16 protein-coding genes are annotated in these 18,280 nt (G+C 72.4%); 12 read left to right on the forward strand and 4 right to left on the reverse strand.

Features of this window, described 5'->3' with window-relative positions; genetic code table 11:
• Nucleotides 1–51: 51 nt before the first annotated feature.
• Entirely contained in the window at nucleotides 52–1,623 is a 1,572-nt protein-coding gene (locus ACFY7H_RS03780; RefSeq protein ID WP_388932594.1) for a S1C family serine protease, read from the reverse strand.
• Nucleotides 1,624–1,912: 289 nt separating this feature from the next.
• Here ACFY7H_RS03780 and ACFY7H_RS03785 point away from each other — a divergent pair, with 289 nt between their 5' ends.
• The 3 genes from ACFY7H_RS03785 to ACFY7H_RS03795 all read left to right on the forward strand — a co-directional run bounded on the left by ACFY7H_RS03785 (nucleotide 1,913) and on the right by ACFY7H_RS03795 (nucleotide 4,522).
• A complete protein-coding gene (locus ACFY7H_RS03785) occupies nucleotides 1,913–2,713 on the forward strand; it encodes a glycerophosphodiester phosphodiesterase (protein ID WP_388932597.1) in 801 nt (266 codons plus the stop codon).
• A 183-nt stretch (nucleotides 2,714–2,896) separates the two neighbouring features.
• Entirely contained in the window at nucleotides 2,897–3,412 is a 516-nt protein-coding gene (locus ACFY7H_RS03790; RefSeq protein ID WP_388932600.1) for an ATP-binding protein, read from the forward strand.
• Between the two features lie 135 nt (nucleotides 3,413–3,547).
• Nucleotides 3,548–4,522: a DUF5926 family protein gene (locus ACFY7H_RS03795; RefSeq protein WP_388932603.1), complete on the forward strand. Its 975-nt coding sequence runs from the start codon at nucleotides 3,548–3,550 to the stop codon at nucleotides 4,520–4,522.
• A 180-nt stretch (nucleotides 4,523–4,702) separates the two neighbouring features.
• Here ACFY7H_RS03795 and ACFY7H_RS03800 read toward each other — a convergent pair whose 3' ends face one another.
• Both ACFY7H_RS03800 and ACFY7H_RS03805 read right to left on the reverse strand, forming a co-directional pair.
• Nucleotides 4,703–5,263 carry a hypothetical protein gene (locus ACFY7H_RS03800; RefSeq protein ID WP_388932605.1) on the reverse strand — a complete coding sequence of 187 codons (561 nt, stop codon included), beginning with the start codon at nucleotides 5,261–5,263 and terminating at the stop codon, nucleotides 4,703–4,705.
• Between the two features lie 172 nt (nucleotides 5,264–5,435).
• Nucleotides 5,436–6,164 (reverse strand): bifunctional DNA primase/polymerase, encoded by a 729-nt coding sequence (locus tag ACFY7H_RS03805; protein ID WP_388932607.1) that lies wholly within the window; start codon nucleotides 6,162–6,164, stop codon nucleotides 5,436–5,438.
• 420 nt (nucleotides 6,165–6,584) lie between these two features.
• Between ACFY7H_RS03805 and ACFY7H_RS03810 the strand changes: the two genes are divergently transcribed.
• Complete coding sequence (locus ACFY7H_RS03810) at nucleotides 6,585–8,186, forward strand: PP2C family protein-serine/threonine phosphatase (RefSeq protein WP_388932609.1); 1,602 nt, start codon at nucleotides 6,585–6,587, stop codon at nucleotides 8,184–8,186.
• 167 nt (nucleotides 8,187–8,353) lie between these two features.
• A complete protein-coding gene (locus tag ACFY7H_RS03815) occupies nucleotides 8,354–9,820 on the forward strand; it encodes an aminopeptidase P family protein (RefSeq protein ID WP_388932611.1) in 1,467 nt (488 codons plus the stop codon).
• A gap of 105 nt (nucleotides 9,821–9,925) precedes the next feature.
• On the opposite strand, the gene ACFY7H_RS03820 is transcribed toward ACFY7H_RS03815, so the two are convergent.
• A complete protein-coding gene (locus tag ACFY7H_RS03820) occupies nucleotides 9,926–10,429 on the reverse strand; it encodes an ATP-binding protein (RefSeq protein WP_388932614.1) in 504 nt (167 codons plus the stop codon).
• Between the two features lie 443 nt (nucleotides 10,430–10,872).
• Between ACFY7H_RS03820 and ACFY7H_RS03825 the strand changes: the two genes are divergently transcribed.
• The 7 genes from ACFY7H_RS03825 (at nucleotide 10,873) to pheA (ending at nucleotide 18,150) form a co-directional block, all read left to right on the forward strand.
• Nucleotides 10,873–11,697, forward strand: a complete 825-nt coding sequence (locus ACFY7H_RS03825) for a hypothetical protein (RefSeq protein ID WP_388932616.1) — start codon at nucleotides 10,873–10,875, stop codon at nucleotides 11,695–11,697.
• Nucleotides 11,698–11,811: 114 nt separating this feature from the next.
• Complete coding sequence (locus tag ACFY7H_RS03830; protein ID WP_388932618.1) at nucleotides 11,812–12,552, forward strand: YcnI family protein; 741 nt, start codon at nucleotides 11,812–11,814, stop codon at nucleotides 12,550–12,552.
• A gap of 67 nt (nucleotides 12,553–12,619) precedes the next feature.
• The gene (locus ACFY7H_RS03835; protein ID WP_388932620.1) at nucleotides 12,620–13,273 is read left to right on the forward strand and encodes an SCO family protein; all 654 of its coding nucleotides are present in this window, start codon (nucleotides 12,620–12,622) and stop codon (nucleotides 13,271–13,273) included.
• Nucleotides 13,270–13,812 (forward strand): copper chaperone PCu(A)C, encoded by a 543-nt coding sequence (locus ACFY7H_RS03840; protein ID WP_388932622.1) that lies wholly within the window; start codon nucleotides 13,270–13,272, stop codon nucleotides 13,810–13,812. The genes ACFY7H_RS03835 and ACFY7H_RS03840 overlap by 4 nt, the downstream gene beginning before the upstream one ends.
• A gap of 22 nt (nucleotides 13,813–13,834) precedes the next feature.
• Nucleotides 13,835–15,883 carry a copper resistance CopC/CopD family protein gene (locus tag ACFY7H_RS03845; RefSeq protein WP_388932624.1) on the forward strand — a complete coding sequence of 683 codons (2,049 nt, stop codon included), beginning with the start codon at nucleotides 13,835–13,837 and terminating at the stop codon, nucleotides 15,881–15,883.
• Nucleotides 15,884–15,888: 5 nt separating this feature from the next.
• Entirely contained in the window at nucleotides 15,889–17,172 is a 1,284-nt protein-coding gene (efeB, locus tag ACFY7H_RS03850) for an iron uptake transporter deferrochelatase/peroxidase subunit (RefSeq protein ID WP_388932627.1), read from the forward strand.
• A gap of 42 nt (nucleotides 17,173–17,214) precedes the next feature.
• On the forward strand, nucleotides 17,215–18,150 hold the full coding sequence (gene pheA / locus ACFY7H_RS03855; RefSeq protein ID WP_388932630.1) for a prephenate dehydratase: 936 nt from the start codon (nucleotides 17,215–17,217) through the stop codon (nucleotides 18,148–18,150).
• Nucleotides 18,151–18,280: the final 130 nt, after the last annotated feature.

The raw sequence follows: 18,280 nt of genomic DNA on the forward strand, positions 1-18,280 counted from the left end.
CTGTCGAGCGGCTCCTCACCGCCTCGTCCACTCGTCCGCGGCTGCTCGCGGCTACTTGTCGCCGACGCGCGAGCCGAGCGTGATGTCGACCGTGGTCGGCTTGCCGGCGCGCAGGTAGGTCAGCTTCACCGTGTCGCCCGGCTTGTACGTCCAGATCAGGCTGATCAGGGTCCGGCCGCTGTCGACCGGCCTACCGCCGAACTCGGTGATGATGTCGCCGGGCTTCAGGCCCGCCTTGCCGGCCGGGCCGTTGGGGTCGACCAGCTCGTTCGGGGGCGCGCCCTGCTCGGAGATCTTGGCGCCGTCCACCTTGGACTGGAGGTCCACGGAGACGGAGATCACCGGGTAGACCGGCTTGCCCGTCTTGATCAGGGACTCCGCGACGTTCTTGGCCTGGTTGATGGGGATGGCGAAGCCGAGCCCGATGGAACCGGCCTGGCCGCCGCCGAATCCGCCGTTCCCGGCTGACTGGATCGCCGAGTTGATGCCGATGACCGCGCCACGGCCGTCGAGCAGCGGCCCGCCGGAGTTGCCCGGGTTGATGGAGGCGTCCGTCTGCAGGGCGCTCATGTACGAGCTCTTGCCGCCGGAGCCGTCACCGGAGGCCACCGGGCGGTTCTTGGCGCTGACGATGCCGGTGGTGACCGTGTTCGACAAGCCGAAGGGGGCGCCGATCGCGATCGTGGGGTCGCCGACCGCGACCTTGTCGGAGTCCCCCAGCGGCAGCGGCTTGAGGCCCGCGGGCGGGTTCTTCAGCTTGAGCACTGCCACGTCGTAACCCTCGGCCCGGCCCATCACCTCGGCCTCGTACTTCTTGCCGTCGGAGAAGGTCGCGGACAGCTTGCCGCCGTTCGCGGCGGAGGCCACCACGTGGTTGTTGGTGAGGATGTGGCCCTGCTGGTCGTAGACGAAGCCGGTGCCCGTCCCGCCTTCGCCGTCACCGGCCGAGGCCTCGATGGTGACGACGCTGGGCAGGGCGTTCGCGGCGAGACCCGCGACGGAGCCGGCGTCGCGCTTGAGGTCCTTCGGGGTGTTGCCCGCGGTGATGGTCGTGGAGCCGAAGCCGCCGCTGTCGTTCCGCTCGGCCGCCCAGTAGCCGACGCCGCCGCCGACGCCGCCCGCGAGGAGGGCCGCCGCCAGGACGGCCGCGACGAGGCCGCCCTTGCCCTTCCGCTTGGGCGGCGGGGTGCCGTCGGTGGTGAGCGGGGCGCCCCAGGCGCCGCCGCCGTGACCGCCGTGACCGCCGGTCGCACCGTACGCGGGGACCGCGGGCGGCGGCGGGGGCCAGGCTTCGGCGCCGTACGCCGTCTGAGCGGCGGGGGCCTGGGCCTGCGGGTGCCCGTATCCGTAGGCGGGGGGCGCGGAAGGCGGCGCCGCCGGGGTGGGCGGCAGCTGCTGGGTGTGCTCGACACCCGGCGCGGGGGCGGGGGCCGGGGCCTCCGGGGGCCGGCCGGGCGCACCCTCCGTGGCCACCGCGGCGGCCACGGGCGCGGCCGGGGCGGCAGGAGCCTCGGGCGCGGCCGGGGCCTTCGCCAGGTCGGGGGTGGAGGCGGCCGGCGCGGGGGGTACGGACGGGGCCGCGGGGGGTGTCGGGGCCGCGGTGCCCTCGTTCTCGGTGCTCACAGCGCTCTCTCCTCGTCACACACGGCTTGCAGGCTTACACGGCTGCACAGGCTCTGGGCGTCTCAGGCCCTGGTCATATCAGGCGAAACCGGCCCGACGCCCACCTGGCATCGGTCCGACTGAACGTTCGAGGTGCCGTACAAGTTCCAGAGTGAAGCCTTTCCCATGACCCGTCAGGGCACTGTAAGCCGGACCTGTGCATCTCCCTCCATCCTTTATATCCGACATATCAGACGCACCCCCAGGACTCACCCCGACGCCGGAGGCTCCTCGGTGGCACCATGACCGGGTGACCCACGCATTGCCGAGCCCCATCCAGGTCGTCGCCCACCGCGGCGCCTCGGAGGACGCCCCCGAGCACACCCTGGCCGCGTACCGGAAGGCCATCGAGGATGGTGCCGACGCCCTCGAATGCGACATCCGGCTGACCGCCGACGGACACCTGGTCCTGGTCCACGACCGCCGCGTGAACCGCACCTCCAACGGCCGTGGCGCGGTGTCCGCCCTCGAGCTCGCCGATCTCGCCGCACTCGACTTCGGCTCCTGGAAGGACCGCGAGGAGTCCCCCGACTGGGACGCCGACCCCGAGCGCACCTCCGTGCTCACCCTGGAGCGGCTGCTGGAGCTGGTGGCCGACGCCGGCCGGCCCGTCCAGCTCGCGATCGAGACGAAGCACCCCACCCGGTGGGCCGGCCAGGTGGAGGAACGCCTCCTCTTCCTCCTCAAGCGCTTCGGGCTGGACGCCCCGCCCGCCGAGGGCCCGCACCCGGTCCGGGTCATGAGCTTCTCCGCCCGCTCCCTGCACCGGGTCCGCGCGGCCGCGCCGACGGTGCCGACCGTGTACCTGATGCAGTTCGTCTCGCCGCGGATGCGCGACGGGCGGCTGCCCGCCGGAGTGCGGATCGCCGGCCCGGCCATGCGGATCGTCCGCAACCACCCCGGCTTCATCCGCAAGCTCCAGGCCGCCGGGCACTGCGTACACGTATGGACAGTGAACGCTCCTGAAGATGTTCAGCTATGCGCTGATCTGGGTGTAGAAGCGATCATCACGAACAGGCCACGCCAGGTTCTGTCACAACTCGGGCGCTGACGTCCCGATTTGCCCACCTGTCACACCCGTCCCGGGCGTGACAGGGAGTGCACCGGCGCATCCGCTCCGCATCCGACGGTCACGAATGCGTCAGGACGGGGTCAGAGGGCCTCCTCACGGCGGTTTCCGGTCCAGGCCATTGGGGCATCCAGACCATGGCGTGGGGCTAAGGAGGTTCCGGGGGTGGCGTTGGTGATGGCACAGGAAGTGCCCACGTCGTCGTGCATGGACATACGCCATGGTCCTGCGGGCGTGGGTGAGGCGAGACACCGGATGCGCGAACAACTGCGCATGAGCGGCCTTTCCGAATCGGTCGTGGACGATGCCGAACTGATCCTTTCCGAACTGCTCAGCAACGCCTGCCGACACGGCAGGCCGCTGGGCCGGCGCGAGATCGGAGACGGGGAAATACGCGCCGCGTGGCGCGTCGACACGGCGGGGCGGCTGACGGTCGAGGTCACGGACGGCGGCGGCCCCACCCGCCCGATTCCGGCCACGCCTTCGGTCACCGCGCACGGCGGCCGGGGGCTGAACATCATCAGCGCCCTGGCCCAGGACTGGGGTGTCCGGGACGGAGCGGCGGGTGAGGTCACCGTATGGGTGATCGTCGCCCGGGGGCCCCGGCACGAGGATTTCGCTACGCGCGTCACTGCCCCGGCGATGGACTTCGTATCGGCCTTCGACGATCTGGATCCGTGAAGCGGATCCCCGGCGGCCGTCCGGGAGCGCACGCCGACCGTGCTCCCGGCCGCACCCCACCGGTTCCGGCGGTACGAACGGCTAGGCTCGCGCCCAGAGACACCGCCGTACCGCCGCAACCGGGAGACACCCACGATGGCCAAGAAGCGCCCCGCCGCGAAGACCGCGAAGCCCCAGCTCGAGAACGGGGAGATCCCGGTCGTCGGCGCGCGCGAGCCCTGCCCCTGCGGGTCCGGGCGCCGCTACAAGGCCTGCCACGGCGCGGCCGCCTCGCACGCCGCGACCGAGCACGTGCAGCGCCCGTTCGAGGGGCTGCCGGGCGAGTGCGACTGGGTCGCGCTGCGCGAGCTCGTCCCCGCGGCCACCGTCCCGCTGACCCTCAAGGGCGGTCTGCCCGAGGGCGTCCCCTCCGTCACGCTGGTGACCGTACTGCCCATGGCCTGGCCGGCGCTGCGGCGCGAGGACGGCTCGGTCCTGCTCGGCCTCCAGAACGAGTCGAACAGCGGCGACCTGTCCCGCGACATGGCCGACACCCTCGAGCGTGCGCTCGTCGCCGAGCCGGGCACCCCGGTCCCCGCCCGCCGGGTTCCGGCCGAGGGTCCCCGACTTCAGGATCTCCTCGACCTGGACGGCGTTTTCGAGCCGGTTGTGCACACGGGCTTCGAATTCTGGATTCCGGAGGCGGAGAGCGCCCAGAACGCCTCCCCGGAGATCGCCGCCTCGCTGGAACGCGCCAACGCCGCCGCCATCCCGACCGTCAAGCTGACCGGCGTGGACGCGGCCTACTGGTGCGAGACGCCCGACAAGAACCACCTGCGCTGGGTCATGCCGCACGCCGAGGAGAAGCTGCTCGACGCCCTGGCACGGCTGCACGCGGCGGGCACGTCCTCCCTCGGCGAGGGCACGAAGCTCGTCGGTTCCTTCCGTGCCCACGGCCTCGTCGTCCCGGTCTGGGACCTGCCCACCGGGGTCTCCGCGGAGGACGTGGAGAAGCCCGCCGCCGAGTTCGCGGAGCGGCTGGCCGCGGCTCTGTCCACCGACGCACCGCTGACCTCCGACGAGCGCCGGGCGCGCGGCGGGCTCACCAACCGCCAGGTCACGCTCAGCTGACGCGAGGACAGCCACGGGCCCGGTGACTGGGGTCACAACTCCCGCTAATCGCCTGCAAATCGATGTCTGAATATCAGAGATCGAATTTGCGAACAGGCGATCTCTTGTTACCGTTCTTGTAGCCCGGTCGCTGGTGCATCCCCCGTCGCCAGCGACCGGGCCTTGTCTTTCCGGTGGCGCTCAACCTTCGCCCGGGCCCGGTGAGTTGCTCCCGGACCGCAGCAACAGCCGCCCTTCTTCATCCGGAACTGCAAACTCCGCTACAGCCGAGTACTCCTCCGGAGCCCCGGCGGAATCCGCCCGGGGCGTCTCGCACAGCCCGGGCTCGTCCCCCGCGCCCACCGCGCAGCGGATCTGCACGGTCCGGCCGGCGGGCCCCATCACGGTCAGTACGGCGTCCAGCGCCTGCCCGCCGGTGTTGCGGTAGTAGCTGCGGCCCCAGGTCTTGCCCGCGCTCTCCAGGATGCACGTCTGCGCCTCCAGCCCCTGCGGAGCGGAGAGTTCAGGCCCGCACCGGGAGTCGGTACGCGGCTGCTCGGCAGGCCCGTGCCGCGCCGGCGCCGTGGCGGGCCGCGCCCCGTCCGGCGTACCGGAGGCATGGGAAAGGCCGAGCGACGAGAGCAAACCCCCGCCTTTTCCGTCACTCTGACCGGCGAAATCCGGCCCGGCGATCGCTCCGGCCAGGGGAAGCGACAAGATGATCAGCACACCGGCGCCGATACCGATCAGGCGGAGATTCATTCGCCGAAGATAGCGACGCGGGAAAGGGGCGCGGAGATGCCCGCGCCCAATTCCCTTGGAAACTCGTCGCGCTGGCACCCGTACGAGTGACGCGACGGCCTCCCGGACACCCGGAGCCGGCCGGGCACCGGGGGCGGGCCGGGCACCCGGAGCGGGCAGCCGGGCCGCCCCTTCAGTACGCCAGTCGGCTGCCGCCGCCGGGCGCACCGCTGCTCGCCTCGACGAGCGCGTCCACGACCGCCTCGACGTCCGGCAGCCACATCCCGCGCGGACCCGCCTCCGGCACGGGCTCCCGCTCCCAGCGGACCTGCCCGCCGCCGCTGGCCGTGGACGGCGGCAGCAGCAGGTAGCCGCCCTCGCCGTGGAAGCGCAGCGAGGAGGGCACGTGGTCCTTTGCGTAGAGGAGTTCGCCGAGCCGCTCCAGCGAGTACGGGGCCACCAGCAGGGACCACCGGGTGGGCGTGGCGACGACCGGACCGAGCCGCATGCCCTGCGCGTCCAGCCGTACGACGGCCCGCGCGGCCGCACCGGCCGGGAGGCTCACCGCGCACGGCGCGTTCCCGCCGGTGGCCAGCAGCACCGGAGCGGCCGGCCGCCTGGTCCACCACCAGGTCACCATCCGGGCGTCGGTCGTGGCCGCGAGCAGCCCCGGGTCGAAGGGGTGCGCGCCGGGCACCACGCAGTCCGGGTCCGGGCAGGCGCACCGCGCGCTGTCGGCGCCGGCCCGGCCGACGCCCGGCAGCACGGGCCAGTGCCAGGCGGTGGCGCAGGTCAGCGCCCCGTCCAGCAGGGAGGCTGCCGGCGCACCGTCCACGGCTGCCACGGCCGGGCGAGAGGCGGCCCGCGGGAATTTCAAGCGATCGCGGAGCCGCTGGAGACGCCTTCCGAGGATCTCGCGCATGAGCGCTCGTTCCTTTCCGTTGAACGCCGAAGGGCCACATCACACCATGTAACCGGTGTTTCACCACACGTACACGTTTCGCGTCACTGTCCGCCGGAAGCGGGTTCACACGGTTCGTGCAGTTTTCTTACGGGTCCGTCAAACGTCCGGGCGGGGACCCGGAGCGAGCGGTCCGGTCGACCCGCACGGTCTCGAAACCGGCTGCCGCCGCTAAGGACGGCCGGCCTCGCCGGGCGGTTCCCGGCGGTGCCGGGAGGCGTCAACTGACCCCGGGCACCATCGAGTACGTACCCGGAGCCCCTGGAGCGCCCGTACAGTCGATCGCAAAAACCGTCTGCGCGGCGCTTTTTCCGGCCAAGTTTTAGCCTTGGCTGGACAGTGAGTTGCCGCCCCACGGACACCAGTATTCCCGCCTGGGCAATGCTGGACATCGATCCTCGTGTGCGTGTAGATGTGGATCCATTGATGGCGGCGCAGCACGATCTGGGGGTTTGCGATGCTATATGGCGAATCGCACCAGGTGGAAAGGCGGACGCCATGAGCGCCCCGCATCTGCCGAAAGTGGCTGGAATCGATCCAGCAGTTACAGCGTCAGCGCACACTGCGGCGCCCGCGCCCGGCTCCACTCCCGCAACATCCACACCCCAGGCCGCGCCGGGACCTTCCGGCTCCGCTTCCGCCAGGACCGCACCCGCCCCCGGCGCCTCGCCCCCGGCGAGCAGCGTCATCCAGGACCGGCTGGCGGGCATGGTCTCCGATCTCACCACCCTCCACGAGCTCACCGAGCGCCTCGCCCGGGCCGCTGACCTCGACTCCTCCCTCCGGGAATTCCTGCGCGCCGGAGCCGCCCTCGTCGGCGCGCGCCGCGGACTGGTGGTCCTGGAGCCCTCCGACGGCCTCGGCCCCGCCACCACCATCGGCCTCGGCCTGGGCCGCGCGGACCTCGGGCACATCGAGACGGTCCCGCGCAGCGCCACGTCGTACGGCCGGATCCTGGACGGCCTTCCCGACGCCCACGGCGGTTCCGAAGTGCTGCCGGAGCCGGGCACGGCGGCGGTTCCCGGCGCCGGTGGCCAGGAGGCCCCCGTCGACCCCCGCCACCGGGAGGTCGCGGCCCGGCTCGGTTATGCCGCGAGCTACGCGCTCCCGGTGAACGCCGATGCCGCCGGCCGGCTCGGTGCCGCCGTCTGGCTGTACGACGAGCAGGCCAAGCCAAGCGACCGCCAGCGCGACCTGGCCGGGCTGTACGTCCGGCACGCCGCCGAGCACCTGGCCCGGATGGTGGAGGTCACGCGCTCGCGCGACCGGCTCGCCACCATCGCCGAGGAACTGCTGCCCAGCCGGCTGCCGCGGATCCCCGGGGTGCAGCTCGCCGCCCGGCACCGCAGCGGGCCGCGCGGCGGCGGCGACTGGTACGACGCGCTGCCGCTGCCCGAGGGCGCGATGGGGCTGGCCGTCGGGTCGGTCACCGGCTCCGGCCCGAGCGCGGTCGCGGCGATGGGGCGGCTGCGGGCCTCGCTGCGCGCGTACGCCGTGATGGAGGGGGAGGACCCCGTCGCGGTCCTTTCCGATCTGGAGCTGCTGCTGCGCCTGACCGAGCCCGCACGCTCGGCGACCGCGCTCTTCGCGTACTGCGAGCCCGCGGCCCGCAAGATCCTCCTGGCCGGGGCGGGGCACACGCCCCCGCTGCTCATCGGCGCGCGCCGGACCGAGTACGTGGAGACCTCCCTTTCCGCACCGCTGGGGATGCTGGCGTGCTGGGAGGCGCCGAGCGTGGAGATCGAACCCGCGCCCGGAGAAACGGTGCTTCTCTACACCGACGGGCTGCTGCGGCGCACCGGCGACACCATGGACCGGGCCTACGCCCGGCTGCACGCGGCGGCGGCGGGGGTTCCGCGCGCTGCGCGGGAGGACCCGGCCGCCATCTGCGAGCACATCCTCAAGACGGTGCTTCCCGAGGAGGGGGTCGGCACGGCCGAGGAGTCCGAGGACGTCGTACTGCTCGCGGCCCGGTTCGACTGAGGCCCGCGGCTCGGGGCCGCCCGCGGCAGCTCACGGAGGGCTGCGCCCGGTGTGCGCGCCCGGTTTGACTGATATGTCACAAGTCGAGCCGGGAGCCTTCCCTTCGCACATACGATGGACGGGGTCCGCACCCGGTCCTTGCATGTCGTAGCAGCTGAGGAGAAGACGTGGCTGACGAGCTCACCCCGGAGACCCCGGAAGAAGAGCAGCCCCAGAAGAAGCACAAGCAGCGCAAGAACGGGCTGTACCCGGGCGTCAGCGACGAGCTTGCGGAGAACATGCGGACCGGCTGGGCCGACACCCAGCTGCACGGTCTGGAGCCCATCGCCCAGGCCGGCCACACCGCCGACCGCCGCGCCGCGCTGTCCGCGCGCTTCCCCGGCGAGCGCCTGGTCGTTCCGGCGGGCCGCCTGAAGACCCGCTCGAACGACACCGAGTACCCCTTCCGCGCCTCGACCGAGTACGCGTACCTCACCGGTGACCAGACCGAGAACGGCGTCCTGGTCCTGGAGCCCACCGGGGAGACCGGTCACCAGGCCACCATCTACCTGCTGCCCCGCTCCGACCGCGAGAACGGCGAGTTCTGGCTGTCCGGCCAGGGCGAGCTCTGGGTCGGCCGCCGCCACTCCCTCGCCGAGGCCGAGCAGCTCCTGGGCATCCCGGCCAAGGACGTGCGCGAGCTGCCCCAGGCCCTCACCGAGGCCACCGGCCCGGTCCGCGTGGTCCGCGCCCACGACTCCGTCATCGAGTCCGCCCTCACCGACAAGGTGACCAAGGAGCGCGACGAGGAGCTGCGCGTCTATCTCTCCGAGGCCCGTGCCGTGAAGGACGCCTTCGAGATCGGCGAGCTGCAGAAGGCCGTCGACTCCACCGTCCGCGGCTTCGAGGACGTCGTGAAGGTGCTCGACAAGGCCGAGGCGACCTCCGAGCGCTACATCGAGGGCACCTTCTTCCTGCGCGCCCGCGTCGAGGGCAACGACGTCGGCTACGGCACCATCGCCGCCGCCGGCGCCCACGCCTGCACCCTGCACTGGGTCCGCAACGACGGCGCGGTCCGCTCCGGCGACCTGCTGCTGCTCGACGCCGGCGTGGAGACCCACTCCCTCTACACCGCCGACGTCACGCGCACGCTGCCGATCAACGGCACGTACAGCGACATCCAGCGCAAGATCTACGACGCGGTGTACGAGTCCCAGGAAGCCGGCATCGCCGCCGTCAAGCCCGGCGCCAAGTTCCGCGACTTCCACGACGCCTCGCAGCACGTCCTGGCCGAGAAGCTGGTCGAGTGGGGCCTGCTGGAGGGCCCGGTCGAGCGTGTCCTGGAGCTCGGACTGCAGCGCCGCTGGACCCTGCACGGCACCGGCCACATGCTCGGCATGGACGTCCACGACTGCGCGGCCGCGCGCACCGAGGCGTACGTCGAGGGCACTCTGGAGCCGGGCATGTGCCTCACCGTCGAGCCCGGTCTGTACTTCCAGGCCGACGACCTGACCGTGCCGGAGGAGTACCGCGGCATCGGCGTCCGTATCGAGGACGACATCCTCGTGACCGAGGACGGCAACCGGAACCTGTCGGCCGCGCTGCCCCGCACCTCGGTCGAGGTCGAGGCGTGGATGGCGCGGCTCAAGGGCTGACGCCGACGCCCGGGCGTACGGGGTACGGACGCGGTACGGACGCACGAGGCACGGGCGGGCATGCGAGTGGGCGGGAACCGGATCCGGTTCCCGCCCACCGTCGTCCTACGAGACCCTCAGCAGAGCGTCGTCGCGCCACTTCAGCGTCTTGTCGAAGCTCACCACGGCGCCGCGGCCCGGCCGGTTGCGGAAGCGGACGTGGTCGGAGAGCTGCTCGATCAGGTGCAGTCCCCGGCCGTTCTCGGCCAGGCGGGGGGCGCAGGACCCGGTGCGGGCCACGGCCGAGGGCGGGAATCCCGGGCCCGAATCGGTCACCTCGATGCGGCAGCGGTCCCCGTCCAGGTAGGCCGTGACGTGGTACGCCTCAGTCCCGTCCGCGACCCCGGCCTCCGGCGTCCCGCCGAGGCCTCCGCCGGGGTGCCCGCCGGGGAAGCCGCTGCGGCCGCCGTGCTCGACCGCGTTCGCGCAGGCCTCGCTCAGCGCGACCGACAGGTCGTGGCAGATGTCCGGATCCACCCCCGCGGTCTCCATCGTCCCCAGCAGCAGCCGCCGGGCGAACGGCACGCTCGCGGCTTCGCGCCTCAAGTGGAGAGACCACCAGATGCTCATACGGATACCTATTGCCGCCCGTACCGGCCCGTAAGCGCACGGGAGCCGGCACAGCCCTCATTCGGCCGATGCGCGGTTTCCCGGCGGCGGTGTACGCGCGACGCCGTGCGGGCGGCGGCACCGGACCGGTCCGGCACCCGCAGCGGGGGGCCGGACCGGGGGCGCCCTCCCGGGCCGAGCCCCTCGGAGTGCCGTCGTCGGCGGGGTCGCCATGCCGTCGGAGCACGGTCGGCACGGGACGCCCGGGCGTCGGCGGCGTCGGCGGCGTCGCCACGCCGTCAGCGCGCCGTCGGAGCGCGGTCGGAGCGCGGTCGGTACGGGGCGGCCGGCTGACACCGCCCTGACCCGGGACGAACCGGGCGCCGACCCGAGACCGGAACCCAAGGGTCCCTCCAGCACCTGCCGTAGGCAGGGCACCACCTCAGTGCGATGATGGCCCGGCCATGACTGCCACCCACACGACACGCCCCGGAGCAGGTCTCCGGATGACCCGGGCCGCGGTGTTCACCGCGGTCTGCGTCGTGCTGTCCGCAGCCGGCCACGCCGTGGCCTCCTGCGCGACCGTGCCGTGGTGGGCCCTGGCCCTGGCCTTCGTCGCCGTCTTCGCGGTCGCGGCTCCCCTCGCGGGACGCCCTCGACCGCTGCCCCGCATCGCCGCCGGGCTGGCCGTCGGCCAGCTGGGGCTGCACACGCTGTTCGGGCTCGGCCAGCACGGCGCCAGCGCCACCGGAGCCGCCCGGGCACCCGCCGGCGACGGTGACGCCTCGCTCGCGGCGCTCGCCGCCCAGCTGGTCTGCGGGGGCAACTCCGTACCGCTGAGCGCGGCCGACGCCCGACGGATCCTGGAGGCCGCCGGACTGGACCCGGCCGCCGTGGTCGCCCAGGCCGCCGCGCAGGGCCACCCGGCCCACGCCCACCTGGCGGTGGGCGCCGCGGCGCCGGCGACCGGCCTGTTCAGCCCGGCCATGCTGATCGGCCACCTGCTGGCCGCGCTCGCGGCCGGCTGGCTGCTGTCCCGGGGCGACGCCGCGCTGTGCCGGCTCGTCGAACTGTCCCGGCTCTCCGCCGAAGCCGACCCCGTACGTCCGCTGCGCGCCGCGCTGGCCTTCGTACGCGCCCTCGCGGCCGGACTCCCCGGCGCCCCCGCGCGCGGCCCCCGGGCACGCCGGAGCGCCGACGTCCCCGCCGCCCCGACCGGCCGGGACGCACTGCTGCACACCGTGATCCGGCGCGGCCCGCCGGCGACGGCGCTCGTCCTCGCAGCCTGACGCGACACCCCGTCCGCTCCCCGGGACACCCGGCCGGAGCACCGGTGCCGCGACCTCCGCGCGCGCCCGTACGCGGAGCCACTGTCACCACTGCTTCCGTGGAGTGTTCACGCCATGAAGACCTCTCGCGTCTCCTTCGCCGCCGCCCTCACCGCCGGCGCCGTCCTCGCCCTGTCCGGTACCGCCTTCGCGCACGTCAGCGTGCAGCCCGGCGAGGCCGCCAAGGGCGGCTACGCGACGCTCAGCTTCAAGGTCCCCAACGAGCGGGACAACGCCTCGACCACCCAGCTCGAGGTCAACTTCCCGGCCGACCAGCCGCTCACGTCCGTCATGCCGCAGGAACTGCCGGGCTGGACGTCCACCGTCGAGAAGACGAAGCTCGACAAGCCGCTGACCGTGCACGGCAAGCAGATCAACGAGGTCGTCACCAAGGTGACCTGGACCGGCGGGAAGATCGAGCCCGGCAAGTTCCAGCAGTTTCCGGTCTCCGTCGGCAAGCTTCCCGAGAACGCCGACAAGATGGTCTTCAAGGCGATCCAGACGTACGACAACAACGAGGTCGTCCGCTGGATCGAGGAGCCCAAGGAAGGCGCCCCGGAGCCGCAGACCCCCGCGCCCGTACTGAAGCTGACCGCCGCCAAGGGCGGGGACGGCCACAACGACAGCGCCGCCAAGCCGGCTGCCGACGGGGCGAAGAACGGCGACGCCAAGGCCGCGAAGGACGAGAAGGACGGGCACGACGAGGCCGCGAAGAGCGCCTCCGACACGACTGCCCGCACCCTCGGCATCGTGGGCATCGTCGTCGGTCTCGCCGGCGTCGCCTTCGGCATCGCCTCGCGCCGCCGCGCCTCCTGAGGCGACGGCCCGCCGCTCCACGCCGTAGCACGACATCCGTCATCCCCGATCCCAGGGACATTTCCTCATGCGCACCACACGTGTGACGGTCGCCGCCCTCGCGGTGGCGACCGCGCTCGCCCTCACCGCCTGTGGCAGTGAGACCGCTCAGAAGACCGGTTCGGTCACCCAGATCTCCGGCCAGGCCAAGGCCGGGGCCGCGACCGTCCTCGACCGCCCCTTCGACAAGCCGGACCTGGTCCTCACGGACACCACCGGCAAGCCGTGGAACCTGCGCGAGCAGACCAAGGGCCGGCCGACGCTCATCTACTTCGGCTACACCAACTGCCCCGACGTGTGCCCGCTGACGATGAGCAACGTCGCGGTCGCCAAGAAGGCACTCCCCAAGGCGGACCAGGACAAGCTCCAGGTCGTCTTCGTCACCACTGACCCGGAGCGGGACACCCCTGACTCCCTCGGCGCGTGGCTCAGGGCCCAGGACCCGTCCTTCACCGGACTGACCGGGGACTTCGCCACCATCCAGGCCGCCGCCCGATCTCTCGGCATCGGTATCGAGGCCCCCAAGAAGGAGGCCGACGGCACCGTCGTCTCCATGCACGGGGCCCAGGTCATCGCGTTCTCGCCCAAGACCGACGAGGGCTACGTCCTCTACGGCGAGGGCACGACCGTCGACGACTACACCAAGGACCTGCCGAAGATCATCAAGGGAGAGAACCCGTGAACGCCCGCACCATCCGCACCATCGCCGCCGCCCTCTCCCTGACGGCAGCGCTCGCCATATCGGGCTGTTCCTCCTCCGACCCGGATTCCGGCTCCGCCGCCTCGGCCGGCACCAAGGCCTCCGCCGACACGAAGGCCCCCGCCGGGACGGAAGCCGGCAAGCCCGCCATGACGGTCAGCGGGGCCTTCATGCCCGAACCGGTCAACGACAAGATGGCCGGCGCTTTCATGGTCATCAAGAACGACTCGAAGACCGCCGACAAGCTGGTCTCCGTCACCAGCCCACTCTCGGACGATCTCCAGATCCACGAGACCAAGGACCAGAAGATGCAGCAGGTCCAGTCGATGGAGGTGCCCGCGAGCGGCGAGCTGCGGCTCCAGCGCGGCGGCAACCACATCATGTTCATGGGGCTCAAGAGTCAGCCGAAGGTCGGCGAAAAGATCACCATCGAGCTGCGCTTCGAGAAGGCCGACCCGGTCAAGGTCGAGCTGGACGTCAAGGAACGGACGTACAACGCGCCGAACTCCAATGCCCACTGACGGACTGAGGAACTGACACGCCATGACGGCCACCGCCCCCGCTCCTTACCCGGCCCGCGCCCGGGCCACGGCACTCCTGCCGCGCCTCGCGCTGGTTCTCGCAGCCCTGCTGGCCACCCTGTTCACCACGGCAGGCCCGGCCGCGGCGCATGCGGCACTCACGGCGAGCGACCCCCAGGACGGGGCGGTGGTCGCCACGGCGCCCGCCCAGATCACCCTCTCCTTCTCGGAGCAGGTCGCCATGGGTGACGACTCGATCCGCGTCATGGACCCCCAGGGCAAGCGCGTCGACACCGGCGAGCTGAGGGACATGTGCAGCGGGTCCGTCATCCGTTACGGCACTGCCCTGCACTCGGGCCTGCCCAACGGCACGTACACCGTCGCCTGGCAGGCCGTCTCCGCGGACAGCCACCCGATCTCCGGCGCCTTCACCTTCTCCATCGGAGCCCCGTCGGCGACCAGCGTCGCCCTTCCCACCCAGAAGGTGGGCGGCGGCCCCGTCGGCATCGCCTACGGCATCGCCCGCTACGCCGCCTACGCCGGGTTCACCGTCCTCGTCGGCGGTGCCGCGTTCATCCTGCTGTGCTGGCGCCGGGGCTCCGCGGAGCGCCCGCTGCAGAAGCTGGTGGTGCGCGGCTGGGTCACCCTCACCGCGGCCACCCTGGCGATGCTGGTGCTGCGTACCCCGTACACCGGGTCGGGGAAGTTCGCCGACGCCTTCGACCTCGACGGACTCAAGGCCGTCCTGGACACGAAGACCGGCGCCTCCTTCCTCTCCCGGCTGCTGCTGCTCGGGGCGGCCGCGCTCTTCGTCGCCGTGCTCTTCGGTGCCTACGCCCGCCGTCAGAAGGTCTCTCCCGACCTGACGGGGGCCGACGGTTTCGAGGGCCGGGCCGAGGACGAGAAGGAGACGAGCGACCTCGCCTTCGGGCTCGGCATCGGCGGGACGGTCGTGGCCGGCGGCATCGCCGCCACCTGGGCCCTCTCCGAGCACGCCTCCACCGGCATCCAGCCCGCGATCGCGATGCCGGCCGACATCCTGCACCTGCTGGCGATGGCCACGTGGCTCGGCGGCCTCACCGCCCTGCTGATCGCCCTGCACAAGGTGCCGGACATCGAGCGGGACGCCGTCCAGCGGTTCTCCCGGGTCGCCTTCGTCAGCGTCCTGGTCCTCGCCGTCACCGGCGTCTACCAGTCCTGGCGCCAGGTCGGCAGCTGGTCCGCCCTCACCGGTACCAGCTACGGCAGGCTGCTGCTGATCAAGGTCGCGCTCGTCGCCGTCCTCATCGGCGTTGCCTATCTCTCGCGGAAGTGGACGGCTCGGCTGGGGGAGGTCCGGGCCGAAGAGCCGGCGAAGCTGCTCGCGGGAGCCGATGTTTCACGTGAAACGGCGACCGGTACCAGTGCAAACAATTCCGCCGAAGCCGGAGCAGCGGGAGAGGCCGAAGCTGTTGAAGGGGCCGAGGGGGCCGGCTCCCACGCCGCCGACTCCGACCCCAAGCGGGCCGCCCAGCTCGCCCGACAGCGCGCCGCCCGGGAGAAGGCCCGCGAGACCCGCGTCCGCGATGCCGATCCGGGCCGTGCCGGCCTGCGCCGCTCCGTACTCGCAGAGGCCGGTGTCGCCGTCGTGCTGCTGGCCGTCACCACCGTCCTGACCAGCACCGAACCCGGACGGGCGGTGGAGCAGGAGGCCGGCCGGGGCGGAGCCGCCACCACCGCCGTACCCAACCGCCCGGTCAAGATCACCCTGCCCTTCGAGACCGGCGGCCAGAACGGCAAGGGCACCGTCCGGCTGGAGCTCGACCCCGGACGGGTCGGCGCCAACACGCTCCACCTGTTCGCCGACGGCCCCGACGGCAAGCCCATGGACCTCCCGGAGGTCAAGATCGCCTTCACCCTCCCGGCCAAGGAGATCGGTCCGCTTCCCCTCACCCCGGACCGGGCCGCTGCCGGACACTGGACCGCGTCCGGGGTCCAGCTGCCGCTCGCGGGCGAATGGCGCATCGACGTGACCGTCCGCACCTCCGACATCGACCAGACGACCGTCCAGAAGAACGTGAAGATCGGCTGAACAGCGTGACCGACAGCTCCACCAGCACCCCCGACATCGAGATCTCCCGGCGCCGACTGCTGGGCACGGTCGGCGCCACCGGCGCCGCCGGGCTCGCGCTCGGCGCCACGGGCGGCGCGCTCGTACGGTCAGCGGTCTCCGACTCACCGGCCGGCTCCCCCGGAGCCGCCGGTTCCCTCGCGTCCCTCGGCGCCACCCAGGTCGCCTTTCATGGGGACCACCAGGCCGGAATCACGGATCCGCTCCAGGCCAAGGGCCACGTCCTCGCCTTCGACCTGGCACCGGGCGCCGGCCGCAAGGAGGCCGCCGCACTGCTGCGCCGCTGGTCCGACACCGCCCGGCGGCTCATGGCGGGCGAGCCCGCGCCGACCGCCGACAGCGGGATCGCGCTGGACGCGGGGCCGTCCTCCCTCACACTCACCTTCGGCTTCGGCCACTCCTTCTTCGACCGCACCGGCCTCACCACCCGGCGCCCGGTGGCCCTCGATCCGCTGCCCGACTTCTCCTCTGACCGGCTCGACCCGCAGCGCAGCAACGGCGACCTGTGGGTCCAGATCGGCGCCGACGACGCACTGGTCGCCTTCCACGCCCTGCGCGCCGTACAGAAGGACGCCGGGGAAGCCGCCCGCGTGCGCTGGCAGATGAACGGCTTCAACCGGTCCCCCGGTGCCACCGCCTCGCCCATGACCGCCCGGAACCTCATGGGCCAGGTCGACGGCACCGGGAACCCCCGGCCCAAGGACCCCGACTTCGACAAGCGGATCTTCGTACCGGACGCCGGTCCCGGACCCGCCGAGCACTCATGGATGGCCGGGGGCTCGTACGCCGTCGTCCGCCGGATCCGGATGCTGCTCGACGACTGGGACAAGCAGTCCCTCGACCGGCAGGAGCAGGTCATCGGCCGGACCAAGTCCACCGGAGCGCCGCTGACCGGCGGCGACGAGAAGACGGCGATGGCCCTGGACAAGCTCGGTCCGGACGGCAAGCCGGTCATCCCGTCCAACGCCCACGCCCGGATCTCCGCGCCCGCGCAGAACGGCGGGGCGGCGATGCTCCGGCGGCCCTTCTCCTACCACGACGGAATCGGCCCCGACGGCGCGCCCGACGCCGGCCTGCTCTTCATCTGCTGGCAGGCAGACCCCCTGCGCGGATTCGTCCCGGTCCAGCGCAAGCTCGACCGCGGTGACGCCCTGTCGGAATTCATCCGGCACGAGTCCAGCGGGCTGTACGCCGTACCGCCCGGGCCGCGCGACGGGGAGTACGTCGGGCAGCGCCTGCTCGAAGGGTGAACAGCGCCGCACCGACGGGTGGCACGGCATTAGGCTGACCGCATGTCGGCCACCCGCTTCACCTATCTCGGTCCCGAGGGCACTTTCACCGAAGCCGCCCTGCGCACGCTGCCGGAAGCCGCCACCCGGGAGCTCGTCCCGATGGTGTCGGTGCCGGCCGCCCTGGACGCCGTACGCAACGGCGAGGCCGCGGCGGCGCTGGTGCCGATCGAGAACTCGGTGGAGGGCGGGGTCACCGCCACGCTGGACGAGCTGGCCTCCGGCGAGCCGCTGATGATCTACCGCGAGGTGCTGCTGCCGATCGCGTTCGCGCTGCTGGCGCGACCCGGGACGAAGCTGTCGGACATCAAGACCGTCACGGGGCATCCCGTCGCCCAGCCGCAGGTGCGCAACTGGCTGCGGACGCACCTGCCCGACGCCGTGTGGGAGTCGGCGGCCTCCAATGCCGACGGTGCCCGACTGGTGCAGGAGGGCCGGTTCGACGCGGCCTTCGCGGGCGAGTTCGCCGCGGCCACCTACGGGCTGGAGGCGCTGGTCACCGAGATCCACGACGCGCAGAACGCCGAGACCCGCTTCGTGCTCGTCGGGCGGCCCGCCCGGCCGGCCGCTCCCACCGGCGCCGACAAGACCTCCGTCGTGCTGTGGCTCGGCGATGACCACCCCGGTGCCCTGCTGGAACTGCTCCAGGAGTTCGCCGTCCGCGGGGTCAACCTCATGCTGATCCAGTCCCGTCCGACCGGCGAGGGCATCGGCAACTACTGCTTCGCCGTCGACGCCGAGGGCCACATCTCCGACCGCCGGGTCAGCGAGGCGCTGATGGGGCTGAAGCGCACCTGTCCCCAGGTCCGCTTCCTCGGTTCCTATCCGCGTGCCGGTGTCGCGCTGAGCGAAGTGCGGGCCGCTCGGCCGGGAACGTCCGACGGCGACTTCACCGAGGCCTCCGACTGGCTGACTCGCTGCCTCGACGGCCGGGCGTAGTCCTCCGTCCACTGTCCACAGAGTTATCCACAGGTCGAGACGGCGGCCTGGGGACAAGTCGACAGAGCGGCGCGACAAGGTCGACATATCGGCCGGGCGGCGCAGGTTTCGCGCTGGGGAGCGGCAGGTG

It is taken from the genome of Streptomyces sp. NPDC012794, from assembly GCF_042901085.1.
In the GTDB taxonomy this organism is placed as follows: Bacteria; Actinomycetota; Actinomycetes; order Streptomycetales; family Streptomycetaceae; genus Streptomyces.